The organism is Pseudomonas sp. GL-R-26 (assembly GCF_019947365.1).
Taxonomy (GTDB): domain Bacteria; phylum Pseudomonadota; class Gammaproteobacteria; order Pseudomonadales; family Pseudomonadaceae; genus Aquipseudomonas.
The window spans coordinates 219,756-240,014 of the sequence record NZ_JAGYGI010000005.1 but is presented as its reverse complement, the minus strand read 5'-3'; the positions used below and the strand labels follow the sequence as shown (position 1 = coordinate 240,014).

At 60.2% G+C, this 20,259-nt stretch carries 20 protein-coding genes; 3 read left to right on the top strand and 17 right to left on the bottom strand.

Annotated elements, in window-relative coordinates:
* The 10 genes from KGA96_RS08265 to KGA96_RS08220 form a co-directional block, all read right to left on the bottom strand.
* A partial coding sequence (locus tag KGA96_RS08265) for an LTA synthase family protein (RefSeq protein WP_411741586.1) occupies positions 1-1,001 on the bottom strand: 1,001 nt, incomplete at its 3' end.
* A gap of 337 nt (positions 1,002-1,338) precedes the next feature.
* Positions 1,339-1,944 carry an START domain-containing protein gene (locus tag KGA96_RS08260; protein ID WP_008050362.1) on the bottom strand — a complete coding sequence of 202 codons (606 nt, stop codon included), beginning with the start codon at positions 1,942-1,944 and terminating at the stop codon, positions 1,339-1,341.
* 96 nt (positions 1,945-2,040) lie between these two features.
* Entirely contained in the window at positions 2,041-2,295 is a 255-nt protein-coding gene (locus tag KGA96_RS08255; protein WP_046037440.1) for a YkgJ family cysteine cluster protein, read from the bottom strand.
* A 166-nt stretch (positions 2,296-2,461) separates the two neighbouring features.
* Positions 2,462-2,944, bottom strand: coding sequence for a translation initiation factor 2 (locus KGA96_RS08250; protein ID WP_223512328.1), 483 nt, complete (start codon positions 2,942-2,944; stop codon positions 2,462-2,464).
* Between the two features lie 80 nt (positions 2,945-3,024).
* On the bottom strand, positions 3,025-4,464 hold the full coding sequence (locus KGA96_RS08245) for a PLP-dependent aminotransferase family protein (RefSeq protein ID WP_046037442.1): 1,440 nt from the start codon (positions 4,462-4,464) through the stop codon (positions 3,025-3,027).
* 200 nt (positions 4,465-4,664) lie between these two features.
* On the bottom strand, positions 4,665-5,477 hold the full coding sequence (locus tag KGA96_RS08240; RefSeq protein ID WP_223466655.1) for an OmpA family protein: 813 nt from the start codon (positions 5,475-5,477) through the stop codon (positions 4,665-4,667).
* A complete protein-coding gene (locus tag KGA96_RS08235; RefSeq protein ID WP_046037444.1) occupies positions 5,474-5,830 on the bottom strand; it encodes a DUF4398 domain-containing protein in 357 nt (118 codons plus the stop codon). The genes KGA96_RS08240 and KGA96_RS08235 overlap by 4 nt, the downstream gene beginning before the upstream one ends.
* A gap of 9 nt (positions 5,831-5,839) precedes the next feature.
* Positions 5,840-6,679, bottom strand: a complete 840-nt coding sequence (locus tag KGA96_RS08230; protein ID WP_223512319.1) for a substrate-binding periplasmic protein — start codon at positions 6,677-6,679, stop codon at positions 5,840-5,842.
* Between the two features lie 98 nt (positions 6,680-6,777).
* Entirely contained in the window at positions 6,778-7,722 is a 945-nt protein-coding gene (locus tag KGA96_RS08225; RefSeq protein ID WP_046037446.1) for an electron transfer flavoprotein subunit alpha/FixB family protein, read from the bottom strand.
* 2 nt (positions 7,723-7,724) lie between these two features.
* The gene (locus tag KGA96_RS08220) at positions 7,725-8,474 is read right to left on the bottom strand and encodes an electron transfer flavoprotein subunit beta/FixA family protein (RefSeq protein WP_007945693.1); all 750 of its coding nucleotides are present in this window, start codon (positions 8,472-8,474) and stop codon (positions 7,725-7,727) included.
* A 548-nt stretch (positions 8,475-9,022) separates the two neighbouring features.
* Here KGA96_RS08220 and KGA96_RS08215 point away from each other — a divergent pair.
* Positions 9,023-10,687 carry an electron transfer flavoprotein-ubiquinone oxidoreductase gene (locus tag KGA96_RS08215; RefSeq protein WP_046037447.1) on the top strand — a complete coding sequence of 555 codons (1,665 nt, stop codon included), beginning with the start codon at positions 9,023-9,025 and terminating at the stop codon, positions 10,685-10,687.
* Between the two features lie 181 nt (positions 10,688-10,868).
* Here KGA96_RS08215 and KGA96_RS08210 read toward each other — a convergent pair whose 3' ends face one another.
* Entirely contained in the window at positions 10,869-11,759 is an 891-nt protein-coding gene (locus tag KGA96_RS08210; RefSeq protein ID WP_046037448.1) for an AraC family transcriptional regulator, read from the bottom strand.
* A gap of 203 nt (positions 11,760-11,962) precedes the next feature.
* On the opposite strand from KGA96_RS08210, the gene KGA96_RS08205 reads away from it, so the two are divergent.
* Positions 11,963-13,015, top strand: a complete 1,053-nt coding sequence (locus KGA96_RS08205) for an NAD(P)-dependent alcohol dehydrogenase (protein ID WP_046037449.1) — start codon at positions 11,963-11,965, stop codon at positions 13,013-13,015.
* Here KGA96_RS08205 and KGA96_RS08200 read toward each other — a convergent pair.
* The 6 genes from KGA96_RS08200 to KGA96_RS08175 form a co-directional block, all read right to left on the bottom strand.
* Positions 13,012-13,815 carry an IclR family transcriptional regulator gene (locus KGA96_RS08200; RefSeq protein ID WP_046037450.1) on the bottom strand — a complete coding sequence of 268 codons (804 nt, stop codon included), beginning with the start codon at positions 13,813-13,815 and terminating at the stop codon, positions 13,012-13,014. The two genes, KGA96_RS08205 and KGA96_RS08200, sit on opposite strands and share 4 nt — an antisense overlap.
* A 60-nt stretch (positions 13,816-13,875) precedes the next feature.
* Complete coding sequence (locus KGA96_RS08195; RefSeq protein ID WP_046037451.1) at positions 13,876-15,186, bottom strand: MFS transporter; 1,311 nt, start codon at positions 15,184-15,186, stop codon at positions 13,876-13,878.
* A 172-nt stretch (positions 15,187-15,358) separates the two neighbouring features.
* Entirely contained in the window at positions 15,359-16,507 is a 1,149-nt protein-coding gene (gene dgoD / locus KGA96_RS08190) for a galactonate dehydratase (RefSeq protein ID WP_223512317.1), read from the bottom strand.
* A 48-nt stretch (positions 16,508-16,555) separates the two neighbouring features.
* Complete coding sequence (locus tag KGA96_RS08185; protein WP_223512303.1) at positions 16,556-17,176, bottom strand: 2-dehydro-3-deoxy-6-phosphogalactonate aldolase; 621 nt, start codon at positions 17,174-17,176, stop codon at positions 16,556-16,558.
* Between the two features lie 19 nt (positions 17,177-17,195).
* Positions 17,196-18,188 carry a 2-dehydro-3-deoxygalactonokinase gene (locus KGA96_RS08180; RefSeq protein ID WP_223512296.1) on the bottom strand — a complete coding sequence of 331 codons (993 nt, stop codon included), beginning with the start codon at positions 18,186-18,188 and terminating at the stop codon, positions 17,196-17,198.
* 145 nt (positions 18,189-18,333) lie between these two features.
* Positions 18,334-18,816 (bottom strand): GNAT family N-acetyltransferase, encoded by a 483-nt coding sequence (locus tag KGA96_RS08175; RefSeq protein WP_008047047.1) that lies wholly within the window; start codon positions 18,814-18,816, stop codon positions 18,334-18,336.
* A 199-nt stretch (positions 18,817-19,015) separates the two neighbouring features.
* On the opposite strand from KGA96_RS08175, the gene KGA96_RS08170 reads away from it, so the two are divergent.
* Positions 19,016-20,221, top strand: coding sequence for an MFS transporter (locus KGA96_RS08170; RefSeq protein WP_223466649.1), 1,206 nt, complete (start codon positions 19,016-19,018; stop codon positions 20,219-20,221).
* Positions 20,222-20,259 lie beyond the last annotated feature (38 nt).

Below are 20,259 nucleotides of genomic sequence, written 5' to 3'. Positions count from 1 at the left end.
GGCCCACCCAGCGCCCCCACCGAGTGACCGGCCATGCTTTCCATCAGGATCACGACGACGTTCTTGATCGGCAGGGTCTTGTCGGCTGGCGGGGTGTAATCGCGACGTACCGCCGCGGTGTCGGCATCCACCAGTTTTTCGGCCGGCAGCACCAGCATGTCACGCACCACTTGCTGGGCTTGTGGCTGTGGCAGGGTCGCCTTCCAGATATTGTCGCGTTCTTCGGACATCCGGCTCTTGGCTGCGGCTACCAGCGACAGCGTGCCGTTGAGGCCCAACTGGTTGGCGAAATTCGAGTCGGTGGTATAGACGTCACCCCAACGCAGCGGCGGGCCCTGACGCAGGGTGCCACGGGCGGCGACTACGCAAACCAGCAGGCACACCACAAACACCGCGATACGCGCGTACCACGGCGCAACCTGGCGTGTGCCGATGCTGCCGCCACTGAACGGGCCACGAGGACGGGTCGCACGGTCGGCGCCCTTGAATGCCAGGCTCAGGATCCAGGTGCCCACAGCCCATGCCAGCAGGTAACGGACCACCGGGAAACCGTACCAGAGCATGCTCATCACGGTTTTCGGATCTTCCTTGACGTACTGGAAGACCAGGCCGTTGAGGCGTTGGTGGAATTCACGATAGAAGTCCATCTCCATCAGGCCCAGGAACAGCGCAATGCTGGAGACCACCGTCAGCCAGAGACGGAACAGCCCGCGTGCCGCCATGGCCCGGGCGCTGAACAGTGCCAGCAGCAACGGAATGCTGAGATAGACCACCAGGCGCAGGTCGAAACGCAGACCGTTGGCGAATGCCTCGAGGAAGGTCGAGGCCGGCGTGTCGAGGATCATCGAGCGGTTGTAAACCAGCAGCGCGACGCGCAGCAGGCTGAACATGACCATCATGACCAGGGCACACAACAGCGTGTAGGACAGATGCGATTTGACGGTCGGTTGCAGCAGGCGACTAGAAGCTCGCTGCTGATTCAGGGCGTCCGGGATTGCCATGTCGTTTTAGGACCCATTGGAAGTTGAAGTTTCAAAAATACAGCTGCGCCTTGCCCTCTTTTCGGCCCGTACCAGGCCTGGGGGTTTGCGCGGTGCGCAAATGTTGCACGATCAACGGCAGCATTGCCATTGATAACTACCCTCATCCCGACTCTTTCATCCTGCATCCAGCAATACGCAACGCGTGACGGGAGAGCCGGCGAATTGTCTTGGAGACTTGGTGAAAATTTCGTGCAACGCATATCCGGAAACAAATTAAAGCCTGCGCACCGTTCAAAAACGCAAACGCCCCGATCGAGTCGGGGCGTTATGAAGTCATCTCAAAAGAGCGACACAGTTACTTCTCGGCGCGTTCCTTGAGGGCTTTCAAGGTATTGAACGGGGCATCCACCACGAACTTGTTGGCCACCATCGACGGCACGCTGCCGCCCGGCTCGGTGTGCACCTGATAGGTCACTTCGATCTGGTCGCCCTTGGGTACGAACTTCCAGAAACCGTCGACCTTGGCGACCCGGACGAAGCCTTTTTCTTCAGGAATGTATTTCGGTACGCCTTCGAGCTTGCGGGTCAGGCTGCCATCGGCGCCTTCGATGGTGGTGACGTGCAACACCGAATCTCGGGGAGTAACCGGCCACGGGGTGTTGAACTGAGTGTAGGTCCAGCTCTGGTCACCTTCGTGCTTGAGCAGCTTCTGGGTTTTGCATTCGTGAATCCAGGCGCAGGCTCCAGGCACGTCTTCCTGCAACGCACGCAGCTTGGCCATGGTGGTCTTCATCAGCGTGACGCCCTGATAGGCCTTGTAGTCGGAGCCGGCCACTTCACTCAGGGAGATCTTGATGCCGTCTTCGTCTTTCTTGACTTTCCAGTCTTCGGCCTGGGCCGTCGAGGTAGCCAGCACAACCGTCAAACCACACAGCACAGCCATACGATGCAGCGAACCCATAATTTTATTCCTTATTGTTGAAGTTCCGTTCGTTGGGCTTGCACCTCCGATCACCTTCAGGTTTTTCGGAGGTGATCGGAGGTGCAAGCCCACACATCACGCCGCCGTCATTTGCTCCCACCAGCCAATCAGCCGAATGGCTTCTTCGCTGCTGCTTCCGCACACCTCGGGGTCGGCCTCGAAGGCAGAACACACCGCCGGCCGTTCCGGCTGGCCGAAAATACTGCACAGGTTATCGGAGGAAAGTTGCAGGCAACGCTGCCCCGCGGCCTTGCCATTGGGCATACCGGGAATCGGTGAACTGATGGAAGGGGCTATGCAACAAGCGCCACAGCCCTCACGGCATTTCATGACGACAAGCTCCTCGCGACGAGCGATGTGTTAAAGGACGGGGCACAGAGTACCCGCTAAAACAGTTGTTTTAAATTACCTGCGAGCGGGTTTTTCAACTCAACCGAGCATGACCGAGCAGTCTCCGACAAAGCGTCTGGTCTGCGGTTCGCGGATCGGGATGAAGTTACTGCTTGAACTCGAAATCCAGTGCCGCACCTTCGACCTCGCGGCGCTCTTCATTTCGCAGTTGCAGCTGCATTTCATTGCTGATCAGCCGGCCGTTGAGCTGGAACTGGCTGCTATCGCTTTTGTCACCGAACATCTGGGGTAACAACGGCTCGCGCCTGACCAACGGCACCGTTCCGACCGGCTTCAGTTCCTGAACCATATCCTTGGGCAAGCTCAGGTCCAGCCTGGCAGATGGAAGCTCGGCCTTTACCACCTCGCTGGCCGGTTTCGATTTGGAGGCAATGGGCGGATGTTTTTTCACGGGCGCAGCCTGCTTACTGGTCGCCGAGGCTTTTTTCGCAGGTGCGGCTTCTATCGGTGCGACATGGAAACTGCCGGTGGTCCGCTGATCCTGTTCGGTAGCGGCCACGACGGATGCCGGCTGAATACTCGCAATCAGGCAGAGCAAAAGCCAGGCGGCAGGAAAAGTCGGTTTCATGTATCCCACGGTGGGTGCAAACGGCAGAGATGCATATGCTCGCCTGTTGCAGCCCACAAGACAAGCGCAGTAGCAGCCCGTTACAAACCGCCAGCCATCTCCTGGCAGATTTGGGTGGCCAGCATGCCCAGGGTCATCAATGCGCGCTCGGCTTCACGGTTCCACGGGATGCCGCAGTTGAGCCGGATGCAGTGATTGAATTGCTCGGTATTACTGAAGATCAGTCCCGGCGCGATACTGATGCCCTGCTGCAATGCCCGCACGTGCAACTCTTGCGTGTTGACCCGCCCCGGCAGACTGACCCACAGAATGAAGCCGCCGGTAGGCCGGGTCATCTGCGTGCCTTCAGGGAAATACTGCTGCACGGCCAGCTGGAAGGCACTGAGGTTTTTCCGGTACTCCTGACGGATGAAGCGCAAATGTCGGTCATACCCGCCATTTTCCAGGTAAGCGGCAATGCCCATCTGGGTCACGCTGCACGCGGAATGCGTGCTGAAGGTCTGCAAGCGCTGGATCTCCTGCTGATACTTGCCGGCAATCATCCAGCCGATCCGCACGCCAGGCGACAGGGTTTTAGAGAAGCTTGAGCAATAGATCACCCGGTCCAGCCGATCGTAGGCCTTGAGGGACTTGGTGCGCCCCTGCTCGAACATCAGCTCACCGTAGATATCGTCTTCGACAATCTGGATATCGAAGTCCGACGCCAGGCGCAGCAATTGTTTCTGTCGCTCCTCTGGCATGGTACCGCCCAATGGATTGCTCAGACGGGTGGTCAACACCAACGCCTTGATCGACCATTGGTTGGCCGCCAGTTGCAGGGCTTCCAGGCTCATGCCCGTGGCAGGATCGCTGGGGATCTCGATAACCTTGAGGCCTAACAGATCGGCCAGTTGCAGCAACCCGTAATAGGTCGGCGACTCGGCCGCGATCAGATCGCCCGGACGGGTCAGCACACGCAAGGACATCTGCAGCGCATCGACGCAGCCGTGGGTGATCACCACTTCCGACGGATCGACCACCACGCCGGCATCGCGCATGCGGATCGCCACCTGTCGGCGCAACGGTTCGAAACCGGGGCTGAACATGTAGCTGAAGGCCCGCGGGCTATGGAAACGGGTGACCTTGGCCAATTGCTGATGCAGTGCCCGCACCGGCAAATAGTCGACACTCGGCACCGCAGCGCCCAGCGGAAAGACACCTTCACGACGGGATTCGACCAGGACTTGCTGAATGATGCTGCTGCGGGTGACCAGGCCGGGGCGCTCGACCCGGGCGATGTCCGGCGTCGGCGCGGTGAGTGCCGGCGTCTGGTGCACGTAGTAACCCGACTGCGGCCGGGCGCGGATCAGCCCCTGATCTTCGAGATTGGCATACGCCTGCAACACCGTCGCATGGCTGACATTGAGCTGCGAGCTCATCTTGCGCACCGAAGGCACGCGCTCTCCCGGCTGATAGACCCCACGGCGGATGTCTTCGGCCAGTTGTTGAGCAATACGTTGATAGAGCAAAAGATTGGTCATGACGCAGCACTCGATTTCACGGGCATTTTATTCTTGTGTGAAACAATACCGGAACAGTTTAGAAGTGTACGGGGACAGTTGCCACAATAGTCGACCGTACAGTGCGGTGTCAGCAAAATCTGTACTGTTTTGTGCGGTGATCGGCAGGCAAAAAAAACCCGGCGCTGCATGGCAGGCCGGGCTTTCCAGCGACGCAACCCTTAGCGGGCAGCGCCGAGCTGGCCCTTTTCGTCGGAAAACACAATTTCCACCCGACGATTCTGCGCACGGCCCCGTTCCGACGCATTCGCGTCCACCGGATACTCGTCGCCATAACCCTCGACCTGGATGCGCTTGTCGTCGATGCCCAGGTCCATCAGCACGTCAGCCACCGATTGTGCGCGGTCGCGGGACAGCTTGAGGTTTTCCTGCTTGCCCCCGGTACTGTCCGTATAACCTTCGATCCGCACCACACGCTTGGGGTTGAGTTGCAAGAACTGCACGATCTTCAACACCACACGGTTGGCCGACGGTTTCAATTCCGCTTCGCCCGTGTCGAACAGCATGTCGCCCAAGGTCATTACCAGCCCGCGGTCGGTCTGGCTGGTGGTCAACGCCAGGATCTGCTCTTCGAGCCATTTGCCTTGCTGCTGCACGCTGAACAGTTTGGATTCACGCAGTGCCAGTTGCAGACGCTGCCGTTCCAGTTCGAGTTTCGCCGCTTGCTCTTCGTTGAGCACCTGATTGGTGTGCTCCCGGGCAATGGCGCTATAGCGCTGGCTCAGGTAGGCGTAATGCACCACGTCCGAACCGCTGCCCCAATAGCTGGACAGGCGATCGGCACGGGCCAGGGACTCACCGGCGCGAATCACGTCCTTGGGGGCGATTCGCAGCACATTGGAGTCTTCCTTGACCTTCTGAAAGTCGGCACCGGCCTGCTGCAATGCAGTCTCGCTGTGCTGGCTGGCGCAGCCAAAGAGGCTCGCGCAGCCTGCCAGGATCAAACCGCCGAGGGCTTTGCTCTGGAGGTTCATTCGGCATCTCCCAGTTGCTTGCGCAGGCGGGCGATGCGGGTGTTGAGCACGTTCAACTGTTCCTCGCTCTTGGCCGTCAACACCTTGGCTTCAGCCAGGCGCGCATCGAGTTCGGCCTGTTCGGCCCGCATGCGTGCGTTTTTGAAGGATTGATCGGTCATGTTGCCCTTGGCGCGGTTGAACTTGTCTTCGGCCAGTTTCATTTCCGGCACATCGTCTGCCGTGGCGCCCACGGCCTTGGCCTGTTCGAGTGCCTGTTCGGTCAGGCGAATCTGTTCATTCGGCGCAGGATCGGTTGCACAACCCGCCAGGGCGGCAAAGGCCACGGCAGCGAAAAGAAGTCGAATACTCACTGAAAATCCTTACTGTTTTGGGGTACTGACGGGTTGTTGCGGGGGGATTGGCTGTGGTTGTGAGCGTTGTGATTTCCAGCGCTCGATATTGCGCATCAGCACGGCTTCCGTCAGTCCGGACGCGGGCAATTCTGTCATCTTTTTGGCCAACTGTCCGCGCAACCACGGATCGTTGCAGGCCGAGTCATGGGAAATCGCCAGGTACAGGCCAGGCTTGTCGACCGGTTGCGAGCGAGCGACCAGATCAGCGGCCATGCCCAGTGTCTGTACAGTCGCCATGCCCGAGTAACGCCCTGCCAGTACAAACTCGACTTCGCCCAACAGCAGTTTCTGAAAGGCCTGGGTCAGGTTGGACGTGTGCGTGAGGGTCAGTTGCTGTCCGGCAAAGGTGCTGAATTGCGGGGTCAATCGGGCCTTTTCCGACACGGCACCGGGATGGCCGTGCAGGTCCTGCACTTCGTTGTAGACCAGCGTCGAGTCCTTGCGAGTCCAGACCAGATAGTCGTTTTCCAGCAAGGCTGGATGGATGTAGTCCAGCGTCTCCAGTTCGCTGACGGTCAACGTCGCGTCCGCCAGCATGTCCATGCGCCCGCTGCCCACTTCGTCCAGGGCCTGGCTGCGTTTTCCGGCATAAAGCAGTTCGACCTTGAGCCCCAACTCCCCCGCCACTTGCTGCAGCAAATCGGCGCTGGCACCGATCAAGTATTTGGGATTCTGCGGGTCTTGCCACAGGTACGGCGGCGCGTCCGGGCTGCCGGTGACCACCAGGCGTTCGCATTTGCCTGCGGCGACAGACAGCGCCGGCAATAGCGTCAATCCCAGCAAGCTCCACACAAAGCGCAGATCCATGGCTACACACTCCACTCATACCCGGTTATGCCACCAGAAAAAACACAAAAAAAAAGCCCGACCAAAAGGCCGGGCTCTTTATAAGTGAAGCAGCCGGATTAGACCAGCTTCTCCAGCTCTGGGATGGCTTCGAACAGGTCCGCCACCAGGCCGTAATCGGCCACCTGGAAGATCGGCGCTTCTTCGTCCTTGTTGATCGCAACGATCACTTTGGAGTCTTTCATGCCGGCCAGGTGCTGGATCGCGCCGGAGATACCGACGGCGATGTACAGCTGTGGAGCAACGATCTTGCCGGTCTGACCGACCTGCATGTCGTTGGGAACAAAACCTGCGTCGACCGCGGCGCGCGATGCTCCGACGGCAGCGCCCAGCTTGTCGGCCAGGGCGTACAGGTGTTTGAAGTTGTCGCCGTTCTGCATGCCGCGGCCGCCGGAAACGACGATCTTGGCAGCGGTCAGTTCCGGACGATCGGACTTGGCCAGTTCTTCGCCAACGAAGCTGGATATGCCAGCGTCGTGGGCAGCAGCAACGGCTTCAACGGCAGCGGAGCCGCCTTCAGCGGCAACCGGGTCGAAACCGGTTGCACGCACGGTGATCACCTTGACCGCAGCGTTCGACTGAACGGTAGCGATGGCGTTACCGGCGTAGATCGGACGCTTGAAGGTGTCAGCGCTTTCTACCGAGATGATCTCGGAGATCTGGTCAACGTCCAGGGCAGCGGCAACGCGCGGCAGGATGTTTTTGCCGTTGGAAGTAGCAGCAGCCAGGATGTGGCTGTAGCCCGCAGCCCCTGCTTCCTGGGCAAGAGCTGCAACCAGAGGAGCGACGTTTTCCGGCAGCTGGTGCGCGTAGGCAGCGTTGTCAGCTACCAACACTTTGCTCACACCAGCGATTTTCGCAGCGGCTTCAGCCACGGCACCAACACCCTGGCCAGCAACCAGAACGTGGATGTCACCACCGATTTTGGCGGCAGCAGCAACGGTGTTCAGGGTGGCAGGAGCCACAACCTTGTTGTCGTGCTCAGCGATTACCAAGATAGTCATGATTAGATTACCTTCGCTTCGTTTTTCAGTTTCTCGACCAGTTCAGCCACCGACTTGACCTTGATACCCGCGCTGCGTGCAGCCGGCGCTTCGACTTTCACGGTCTTGTTGGTGGAGGCGGTGGAAACGCCCAAAGCATCCGGAGTCAGCACTTCGAGAGGCTTCTTCTTGGCTTTCATGATGTTTGGCAGAGACGCGTAGCGCGGCTCGTTCAAACGCAGGTCGGTGGTGACGATGGCCGGCAGTTTCAGGGAAACTGTCTGCGCGCCGCCGTCAACTTCACGGGTAACAGCTACGCTGTCGCCGCTGATTTCGACTTTCGAAGCGAACGTGCCCTGACCGTAACCGCTCAATGCAGCAAGCATCTGGCCAGTCTGGTTGTTGTCGCTGTCGATGGCCTGTTTGCCAAGGATCACCAGCTGAGGCTGTTCCTTGTCGACAACAGCTTTCAACAGTTTGGCAACAGCCAGGGAAGTCAGATCTTCGGCGGACTCGACGAGGATGGCGCGGTCGGCACCCAGAGCCAGCGCGGTGCGCAGTTGCTCTTGAGCGGTGGACGGGCCTACGGAGACGACGACGATTTCAGTCGCAACACCCTTCTCTTTCAGGCGTACGGCTTCTTCCACGGCGATTTCGCAGAACGGGTTCATCGACATCTTGACGTTGGCAAGATCGACGCCGGAATTGTCCGCCTTGACGCGAACCTTGACGTTGTAATCCACAACGCGTTTGACAGCTACAAGAACCTTCATGGATTCCTCGTTACTCTCCGGTGAAAAGAAAGTCGCCTAGGCGAACCTGGCGGTTGATGCTCATCGGGCGCAAGGGCACCTCCAAAAACGCCGGCAAAGCTGTCAAGTGACCATCGCTCATGATCTGGATGACCGTTCGTCAGTGGTGACTGACGAGTCATTCAACATCGCGGCGTGTAAACTGCGTATCAAACCCGCGCAGCGCATCACTCTCTACTGCTATCGCCCTGTCTTTAGAGGTGCTCTTGAAGCCAACAGTCAGCCTACGGCGAGCGCAAAACCGCCCGTATCTTGACCGGAACGCCTATTCCGGTCAATACGCCAAAATGGCCGTTCATAAGGCGCGTGACTTTGATTTCTCTGGCTTTGAGCCAATTCAAACAAACGTTTGTATTGGACGCTGAGAGTGGTGTAGATATAATGCGCCACCAAAAGAGAAAGGTGGTCAATCGATTGTCCTCTTCCGGCGTTGCGCCGGGATTCATGGATGCGACACCCGACTTCCAAATTAGAAAAAAAACTGTTGAGCCTTGAGTAGGAGATAACCTGTGGAACGCGAATACATGGAATTCGACGTGGTCATCGTCGGTGCCGGCCCCGCTGGTCTTTCCGCCGCCTGCCGCTTGAAGCAGAAGGCCGCTGAAGCCGGTAAGGAAATCAGCGTCTGCGTGGTCGAAAAAGGCTCCGAAGTCGGTGCTCACATCCTGTCCGGCGCCGTGTTCGAACCACGGGCCCTGAACGAACTGTTCCCGAACTGGAAAGAACTCGGCGCGCCGCTGAACACCCCCGTCACCCGCGACGACATCTTCGTTCTGAAGAACGCTGAAAGCGCGCAAAAAATTCCAGACTTCTTTGTGCCCAAGACCATGCACAACGAAGGCAACTACATCATCTCCCTGGGCAACCTGTGCCGCTGGCTGGCCCAGCAGGCCGAGAACCTGGGCGTGGAAATCTACCCGGGTTTCGCCGCTCAGGAAGCGCTGATCGACGAAAACGGCGTGGTGCGCGGGATCATCACCGGCGACCTGGGCGTTGACCGCGAAGGCAACCCGAAGGAAGGCCTGTACACTCCTGGCATGGAACTGCGTGGCAAGTACACGCTGTTCGCCGAAGGTTGCCGTGGCCACATCGGCAAGCAGCTGATCAAGCGCTTCAACCTGGACACTGACGCTGATGCCCAGCACTACGGCATCGGCCTGAAAGAAATCTGGGAAGTCGACCCGGCCAAGCACCAGCCAGGCCTGGTGGTGCACACCGCCGGTTGGCCGATGGACATCATGGGCACCGAGAACACCGGTGGCTCGTTCCTCTATCACCTGGAAAACAACCAGGTGGTTGTCGGCCTGATCGTCGACCTGTCCTACAGCAACACCTACCTGTCGCCGTTCGACGAGTTCCAGCGCCTCAAGCATCACCCGGTGCTTGCTCAGTACCTGGAAGGCGGCAAGCGCATCAGCTACGGCGCACGTGCCATCTGCAAGGGCGGCCTGAACTCGCTGCCGAAAATGGTGTTCAAGGGCGGCGCGCTGATCGGTTGCGACCTCGGCACCCTGAACTTCGCCAAGATCAAAGGCAGCCACACCGCGATGAAGTCCGGCATGCTCGCCGCTGAATCCGTGGCTGACGCGCTGTTCGCCGAGAAGGACAGCAGCGAAGAGCTGACCACTTATGTGGACGCGTTCAAGAAGAGCTGGCTCTACGAAGAACTGTTCGCCAGCCGCAACTTCGGCCCGGCGATCCACAAGTTCGGCGCCATCGTCGGTGGCGGTTTCAACTGGCTCGACCAGAACATCTTCGGCGGCAAACTGCCGTTCACCCTGCACGACACCAAGCCGGATTACGCTTGCCTGAAACTGGCGGCCGACTGCAAGAAAATCGACTACCCGAAACCGGACGGCAAGATCAGCTTCGACAAATTGAGCTCGGTGTTCATCTCCGGTACCAACCACGAAGAAGAGCAACCGTGCCACCTGAAGCTGGCCGATCCGAGCATCCCGATCAGCAAGAACCTGCCGCTGTACGATGAGCCGGCACAGCGTTACTGCCCGGCTGGCGTGTATGAAGTGATCACCAAGGAAGACGGCGAGAAGCGCTTCCAGATCAACGCCCAGAACTGCGTGCACTGCAAGACCTGCGACATCAAGGACCCTGCACAGAACATCACCTGGGTGGCGCCGGAAGGTGCCGGCGGCCCGACTTACCCGAACATGTAAGCCGAACCGCGAACATCAAGGCTCCCGAAACGGGGGCCTTTTTGTTGCGTGCAATTCAGGACAAAACACTGCCCCCTGTAGGAGCGAGCCTGCTCGCGATAGCGGCCTGTCAGTCAGCTACGATGTCGGCTGATAAATCGCTATCGCGAGCAGGCTCACTCCTACAGGGTTTATCGGTATATCAGGCTGCGCGCTCGTCTCCGGGATTACGCTCAAAGTACCGCTTGTACTCGCGACTGAACTGCGACGTGCTCTGATACCCGACCCGATGCGCCACCTGCGCCACGCCCAATCCCTCGCCCAGCAACAACTGCTGCGCCCTGAGCAGACGCAATCGCTTCAAATACTGCACCGGCGACAACAAGGTGCTGCGCTTGAAATGCTCGTGAAAGGTCGACGCACTCATGTTCGCGCAACTGGCCAGGGTCTCGACGTTCAGCGGTTCGGCAAAATGCGCATGCAGATGGCTGAGGGACGCCGCGATCCGGGCGAACTGCCCCTGCTGCTCCACCAGCGCTCGCAACACATCGGCTTGCGGACCGCGCAAGGCGACGAACAGCAACTCGCGCAGGCGCGCTTGCCCCATGATCTGGCATTCCAGCGGATCGTGCAGGCAACGCAGCAGCCGCTCGACACAACCACGCATGGCGTCATCGAGCACTGCCGAGGTCATGGACTCAGGTGTTTGCGCCGGAATATGCCGCCCCGGTGCCAGGCCCATCGCCAACACCAGTTCACCCAGCATCACCCGATCAATCGCGACGGAAACACCCAGCATTGGCCCGTCCGGCGCGGCAAAGGTTTCACACTCGAAAGGCACCGGCAGCGCCTGAATCAGATAGTGCCCTGCCCCGTATTCCAGGGTGCGCGGCCCCAGGTACGCCAGTTTGCTGCCCTGGGCGATGATCACCAGGCTCGGTTCATAGATCTGCGGCCCACGGGCCACATCGCAACTGGCCCGCAGAACCTGCACGCCCGACAACGAGGTGGGGACGAAGCCGTCGCGAGTGGACAGCGGCTCGATCAGCGAAACCAGGGTGGCATTGGCATCAAGGTGACGGGTTAACAGCATCGGGGGCTCTTCACAAAAAAAGTCACAAAAAAGTCACGGAAAAAGGGACGAAAGCATCATCGCAGATCCGCTGCCCAATACGACGGCTCGCACCCGCATGCCGGAGGAATAGGCATGACACCCGGAGGAATCGCCATGGCCGGTACAGGGTTCGGCGCCCAGAATGCGCCACCTCACCCGTCAGCGCTTTTGCGAGGTTCACCATGTACACCGCCATCGGATACGCCGCCCAGTCGGCCACCACTCCCCTTGCCCCCGTGAAATTCGAACGTCGCAGCCCAAGGCCTGACGACGTTGCCATCGAGATTCTCTACTGCGGCGTCTGCCATTCCGACATCCATCAGGCCCGCAACGAGTGGGGCATTGCCGTTTACCCGCTGATGCCTGGCCACGAAATCGTAGGCAAGGTGACCGCCGTCGGTGCGAAAGTCACCCAACACAAAGTCGGTGATCTGGTCGGTGTCGGCTGCATGGTCGACTCATGCCGCAGCTGCGAAGCCTGCCAGGCCAACCTGGAGCAATACTGCCTCGAAGGCCCGACCCTGACCTACGCCACCCCGGACCGGGTCGACGGTAGCAACACCATGGGCGGTTACTCCGACAGCATCGTGGTCAGCGAGCATTTCGTGGTGCGCATCCCTGAGAAACTGGCCCTGGCCAGCGCCGCGCCGATCCTGTGCGCCGGCATCACCACCTACTCGCCGCTCAAGCACTATGGCGTGAAGGCTGGTGACAAGGTCGGGATTCTCGGCATGGGTGGCCTGGGCCACATGGGCATCAAGTTCGCCAAGGCCATGGGCGCCGAAGTGACGCTGTTCACCCGTTCGGCAAGCAAGGCCGAAGAGGCGCGCCGCCAGGGTGCGGACCACGTGATCGTGTCCACCGATGACGCGCAGATGCAGGCCGCCGCCGGTCACTTCGATTTCCTGCTCGACACCATTCCGGTGCAGCACGACCTCAACCCATACCTCGATACGCTACGTTTCGACGGCGTGCATATCCTGGTGGGGTTGATCGAACCGGTGGAGCCGCCGGTGCATGCCGCCAAACTGGTGTTGGGGCGTCGTGTGCTCGCCGGCTCGCTGATCGGCGGCATCGCCGAAACCCAGGAAGTGCTGGATTTCTGCGCCGAGCACAACATCACCTGCGACATCGAAATGCTCGACATCCGCCAGATCAACGAGGCTTACGCCCGCATGATTGCCGGTGACGTGAAGTACCGCTTCGTCATCGATATGGCGACCCTCAAGGTTTAAACCTTGAGGCCAAGCTCCGCCGACAGCCGGGCCGTGACCCCTTTGATCAGGGGAATCAGCTCGGCCATTTTTTCCAGCGGCATGTAAGGCACGGTACTGGCAATGCTGATACCGGCGACGATGCGTTTGCTGGCATCACGAATCGGCGCGGCTACACAGCGGATCGATGGTTCATTGTCTTCCAGGTCGAAGGCATAACCGCCAGCTACGTACTCGACCATGCGCTGCTCGAACTGCTCCCAGGACTGCTCCAGGTGCTGAGGCCAGAACTGGTTTTTCCCACCCACCGGCAGGCTGACGTCGTACAGGCGCTGCCACTCTTGCGGCGAATCATCGAGCATCAGCGCCTTGCCGATCCCGGTACGCGCCAACGGCATGCGATGGCCGACCCGCGAACGCATTTCCGGGCCATTGCGCCCCGGATTCTTGTGCAGGTACAGCACTTCGTCGCCTTCACGAATCGCCAGGTGAATGGTGTCGCCGGTCAAGGCCGACAACTCATCCAGATACGGCCCGGCCAGGGTCACCAATGGCAACTCTTCACGGGCCTGAAAGCCCAACTCGATCAGTTTCGGCCCCAGCAGATAACCGACTTGCGGCACCACCCGCAGATAACGCTCGTCTACCAGGCAACTGGCCAGCCGATGGGTGGTGCTGCGCGTGGTACCGATCAGCCGGGCGATTTCCTTGAGATCCCGGGCGCCGCTGGCCACGGCGTGAACCACACCCAACCCGCGAAGCAGGGTCTGGGTGCCGGTCGGCGCGGCGTCCTTGGCGATTTTTGGGGCGTCTTCCTGCATATCCAGCCTTTACCGTTGAGCGAGTGAACGGGCGGCATTATGGTCGCCCGCGTGCCACGACTACAACTTGATACGCTCGACCTTGCCCACCAGCAAGATGTAGGACAGTGCGCCAATCAACGCCAGCACCGAGATGTAGGTAATTGCCGGGGCAAAAGAATCACCCGTCGCGAGGAAGCCGATCACGATAGGCGTGGCAATCGCCGACAGGTTGCCGATGAAGTTGAACACCCCGCCGGTCAGCCCGAGCAAGCGCGCAGGAGCCAAGGTCGATACCAGCGACCAGGTGATCGAAGCCAGGCCATTGCCGAAGAATGCCAGCGCGAGGAAGGCAATCACCAATGGCGTCGACTCGACGAAGTTGGCGCCGATGATCGAAGTGGAAATCAGCAGGCCGCTGATGATCGGCAACTTGCGTGCGAAACCAACCGTGTAACCGCGACGGATCAAAAAGTCCGAGAAGAAACCGGAACACAGCACACCGATAAACGCGGCGAGAAACGGCAGCGATGCCAACAGGCCGGACTTGATGAAGTCCATACCGCGATATTTCACCAGGTAGGTCGGGAACCAGGTGAGGAAAAACCACAGGGTCGAATTGAGACAGAACTGCCCGAGGTAAATGCCCCAGAGTTTGCGCTTGGTCAGGACGATACCCAGGTCGGTCCAGCTGAATTTGGCTTTGACCTTGGCCTGTTCGGCCTGGATATCCACCAGCCCGCCGCCCTCGCGGATCAAGTCGATTTCCGCGTCATTGGCACCTTTGAAATCCCGAGGCTCGCGATACACCGCGTACCAGATCACCGCCCACAGAATGCCCACCGCGCCCGTGGCGACAAACACCATGTGCCAGCCGAATTCGTGCTGCAGCCAGGCCAGCACCGGCGTCAGGAAGGCCAGGCCGACGAATTGCCCGGATGTGTAGAAACCGATGGCCGTGGCGCGCTCGCGCTCCGGGAACCAGGTGGTGACCACGCGGCTGTTGATCGGATAGGCCGGCGCTTCCAGGGCACCGACCGCCATGCGCAACACGAACAGCGCGATGAAGCTGCCGGCGAAGCCGAGCATCACCGTGGCCACCGACCACAGCAGCAAGGCGACGCTGTACAGAATCCGTGGCGGCACGCGGTCCACCAGCCAGCCGCCGGGGATCTGCATGGCAGCGTAGGTCCAGCCGAACGCGGAGAAAATAAGGCCGACGTGGATCGGGTCGATGCCCAGGTCACTGGTCAATGCCGGGGCGGCAATCGACAGGTTGCTGCGGTCCAGGTAGTTGATCACCACGGTGATGAACAACAGCACCATGATGAAAAAACGCTTGCGGCTGGGCGTCACCAACGACGCCTGCCCGGTGAGGGTTTGCGGTTGCATGGGGGGGTGCCTCTTCTTATGGTTATTGAGGTCGTTCTAAAGACTGACGCAGCCCCCTTGTGGGAGTGAGCCTGCTCGCGATAGCGGTGTGTCATTCAGCATTGATGTCGACTGACACACCATCGCGAGCAGGCTCGCTCCTACAGGGGATTTGTGGTGGATCAGAGATCACTCACCACTCGGCAAAACTGCCATCGGCATGGCGCCAGATCGGGTTGCGCCAGCGGTGACCGATGGCGGCGCGTTCGATCACGTATTCCTCGTTGATCTCGATGCCCAGGCCCGGGCCGTTCGGGATCTTCACGAAGCCTTTGTCGTAGTCGAACACCCGTGGGTCTTTGACGTAGTCGAGCAGGTCGTTGCTCTCGTTGTAATGGATGCCCAGGCTCTGCTCCTGGATGAACGCGTTGTAGCAGGCCGCGTCCAGTTGCAGGCACGCCGCCAGGGCAATCGGGCCCAGCGGGCAATGCAGCGCCAGCGCGACGTCGTAGGCTTCGGCCATGTTGGCGATCTTGCGGGTTTCGGTGATGCCGCCAGCGTGGGACGCATCCGGCTGGATGATGTCGACGTAACCCTCACTGAGCACGCGCTTGAAATCCCAGCGCGAGAACAGGCGCTCGCCCAGGGCAATCGGCGTACTGGTCAGCGGCGCCAGTTCCTTCAGAGCTTCGTAGTTTTCGCTCAGCACCGGCTCTTCGATGAACATCAGCTTGTACGGATCAAGCTCCTTCATCAGCACCTTGGCCATGGGCTTGTGCACCCGGCCATGGAAGTCCACGCCAATGCCGACGTTCGGGCCGACGGCATCGCGCACGGCAGCGACGTTGGCCAGGGCCTGGTCGACCTTGTCGAAGGTGTCGAGGAATTGCAGTTCTTCGGTGCCGTTCATTTTCACCGCGGTAAAACCACGCTCGACCGCTTCTTTCGCCGCACGCGCGGTGTCCGCCGGACGGTCGCCGCCGATCCACGAATACACACGAATCTTGTCCCGCACCTGACCACCCAACAGGTCGCTGACCGACACGCCCAGCGCCTTGCCCTTGATGTCCCACAAGGCCTGGTCGATACCGGCCAGGGCGCTCATGTGGATCGCGCCGCCACGGTAGAAGCCGCCGCGATAGAGCACGGTCCAGATGTCTTCGATGTTGCGCGGGTCTTTGCCGATCAGGTAGTCGGACAATTCTTCAACGGCAGCGGCAACGGTGTGGGCGCGGCCTTCGACCACGGGCTCGCCCCAACCGGTGACGCCCTCGTCGGTTTCGACCTTGAGGAAGCACCAGCGCGGCGGAACGATGAAGGTGGTCAGTTTGATGATTTTCATCTTTTGGCTCTCTTATTAGATGCAGCGCGCTCGGCGCTCAAAGAAGTCTTAGCGAAGGGCTTTCCAGGCAGCGACGTAGGCCTTGGCATTGGCCGCCACTTGCGCGGGTGTCATGCCCGGTTTGAACAGACCGGAGCCGAGGCCGAAACCTTTGACGCCGGCGTCGATGAACGACTGCATGTTGTCCGGCGTGATCCCGCCGACCGGCGCCAGAAGGGTTCCGGCCGGCAGCACCGCGAGCCAGGCTTTGACGACTGCCGGGCCCATCTGCTCGGCCGGGAACATCTTCAGCACATCCGCGCCTTCAGCCAGTGCCGCGAAGGCTTCGGTCGGTGTGGCGACACCCGGCGACAGGTACAGCCCCGCCGCTTTCGCCGCGCGCAAGACCTTCGGATCGCTATGGGGCATGACAATCACCTGGCCGCCCGCGGCTTTCACCTGCTCGACCTGTTCCGGTGTCAGCACCGTGCCGGCACCGATCAGGCAATCGGCGGGCAAGGTACTGCGCAGGATGCGAATACTTTCGTACGGCTCAGGGGAATTGAGCGGCACTTCGATGACGCGAAATCCGGCGGCGTACAGGACTTCGCCGATGGCCACCGCTTCCTGCGGGCGCAGGCCGCGCAGGATCGCGATCAGGCCGTTTTGCGCCAGGGCTTGTTTGAGCATGTCAGGACTCCAGTCAGGTTTAACGGGATGCGGTGCACGTGACCAGGCCGGCAGCCAGTGCCAGTTGCCACAATCCGCGTTCGGTGGCCTGTTCGGCCAGGGTCACCCGGGCAAAACCGCAGGCGTCGAGCGCACGGCTGTAGCGGGCACAGAGTTGGGTGTTGCCAATGAGGATGATCGAAGGCAGATGCACGCTGTTGCGCCGGTGCCGCTGGACATTGGCCAGGGCCGCCAACTCATGGCCGATCAGCAGGCCGGACAGATAGTCCGCCTGGGCGGTGGCGCTCAACTCGCCGGTCAGCCCGAGACTGCGGGCACTGAACATCGTCGACAGCGGACCGATTTCACCATCCGCCGACAACGCGACCTTCACGCCGCGATCAAACGCATCGCCATCGAAGGACCCGCCACTTTGTTGGGTGCGTCCGAGAATGCTGTGTTGACTGAGCACAGCGAAGACTTCGCCGGTCATGAAAGTGTCGAAATGCATGATGCAGCCGTCGGCCACTTCCACCCATTTCGAATGGCTGCCCGGCAGGCCGATCAGCAGATCAGCGCCCGCCTCGCTCTCCAGGTTTTGCAGCACGCCGAGCACCTGGGTTTCTTCGCCGCGCATCACGTTCGGCAAAGGCGAACGCTCGATGACGCCGGGCACGATGTGCACATCGACGCCGCGCAGGCTGCGCACGGTTTGCAGGGAAGTACTGAGCGTGGCGACGTTTGCCGGGGTGTCGCGGTAGGCCGCTTCGCTCCAGCCCTGGGCGCTGCCGACCATGCCGCAGGCAATCACCGGCAAATCCGGCTGGGCATCGAGCCAGTCGCCGCAGGCCTCATCGAAGGCCAGTTCAAAACCATCGGCGCATTCCCGGCCGCCAATGATTCGCGGCGCTTTCGGCAGCTGCATGATCCCCGACGACAGCGAGCGCTGTTCGAGCACTTGGCCACCTTCAGCCAGTTTGTAAGCACGTAATGAGGTTGTCCCCCAGTCGAGCGCGATCAATTGCGCCTGCATCGCTTCACCTGTTTTGGTTTTTGGCAGTGAGTGAGCGGGACTATAAACCTTGGCGCTACAAAATCTCAATATATAAATATCAATCCCATATTATGAGACAAGACAAAAAAATCGCAGCCCGAAGTCTGCGATCTTTTAAAAGCGATCAGTTACCCGCTGCGAAATCCCGCAACACTGCCCCATCCATCCGATAGCGCACCCACTCCTCCTGCGGCTGCGCGCCCAGGGATTTGTAGAAATCGATGGCCGGCGTATTCCACTCCAGCACGCTCCACTCAAACCGCCCGCAATCATTGGCGCAGGCGATTTTCGCCAGATGCCGCAGCAGGGTCTTGCCCGCACCGCCGCCGCGCTGTTCCGGAGTGATGTAGAGGTCTTCGAGGTACAGGCAGTTGCTGCCAAGCCAAGTGGAATAGCTGAAGAAGAACACCGCGAAACCGATGGGTGCACCGTCGCGCAGGCAGATCAGGCCATGGGCGGTGGCGCCTTCGCTGAACAGGCTGCGCTCGATATCGGCAACGCTGGCGATGACTTCATGGCGGGCACGTTCGTAGTCGGCCAGTTCAGTGATGAACGCGAGGATTTGCGGTGCGTCACTGGGGGTCGCCGGGCGGATTTCGATCGTCATGGACGTGCCTTGTCAAAAGTGGAAAACGCCATACTAAGTCGGCGCGTGACGTGTGGCGAGAGAGCTTGCTCACTGGCCACAAATGCGCTCATTACTCCGGCCAACACTAACCCTGGAATCGATAACCTCAGACCTAACATTCGGTCACTGCGTGGTTAGATACCTGCGCTGCTCATTCAGCCGGTCAAGGAACCGCGTCATGTCTACCGCAACATCCCCAGTTTCAAGCAAGCTGTTCGGCCTGTTCTGCCTCGCCAGTTACCTGTTGTCGTTGTCCTACGGTTCGACCTTTTTGCTCTCATTGCTGATCGGTTCTCGCGGCGGTAACGAACACGACGCCGGAAGTGTGATTTCGGCGGCGATGCTCAGCACCTTTGCGGCGGTGATTGTTTCCGGTCATTTGTCCGACCTGCTCGGCGCCGCCCGATCGGTGGCGCTGTTCGGTGTGTTGCTGGTAGCAGCCAGCCTGGGCTTCGCCCTGACCCCGGGCTTCGGTCACCTGCTGTTGTTTTTCGGACTGCTGCTGGGCCTGGGCTGGGGCGTGTTCTACACCCTTGGGCCGATCATCGTGGCGAGCCTGGTGACACCCGCACAGCGCGCCAAGTACTTCGCCCTGCTGTCGGGCAGCATGATGACCGGGATCGGCAGCGGCCCGTTGCTCGGTCGTGCGGCGAGTGCGCTCGGTTATCCGGTGACGGCGGCGTTTTACCTGGCGGCGCTGGCCAGCCTGATCGGCGTATTGCTGTTCTGGCGCCTGGATCGACAACTGAAACAGACGCCCGCACAATCTGGCAGCGTGTCGCGGATTTCCTGGCGTGCAGCAGCTCAGGTGCTGTCGTCCAGGGCCGTGCTCCCGATCATCATGGTTGGTCTTGGCGGCTGTGTGTTCGGCGGCCTGTCGAGTTTTCAAACCAGTTATGCGGCGGCGCACTCACTCGACTACTCGCTGTTTTTCCTCGGCTTCATGTGCGCGGCGATCAGCGGCCGCATGCTGGTTGCCGGCTTCGTGGTCAAGCGCGATCCATTCCGTGCGTCGTGCGTGCTTTCGGGGTTGATGCTGGCATCGATCGTGATGTTCGGTTTTGTCGTCGACAGCAGCTTCAGCTACGTACTCGCGGCGGTGATGCTCGGAATCGGTTATGGCCTGACCTACTCGGTGATCAACGGCCTGGCCGCCAACGAAGCGCCGAACGGCACCACCGCACAATCCTTGCTGTTGTTCAGCTTGTCGTACTTCATCGGCGTGTTCGGCTTTCCATTGCTGGCCGGGAAAATCATCGTCGAGCAAGGCATGCCCACGCTGTTGCTCACGGTGTTGGCGGTTGCCTCGCTCAACTGGCTGATCACCGTGGGCCGACTGATCTGGCGTAGGGCCACAGCGGTTAGCGCATTGGAGCAGGCCTGAGCCGTTCGTCGCCAACAGTGCACCCATCCGGGTCGAGG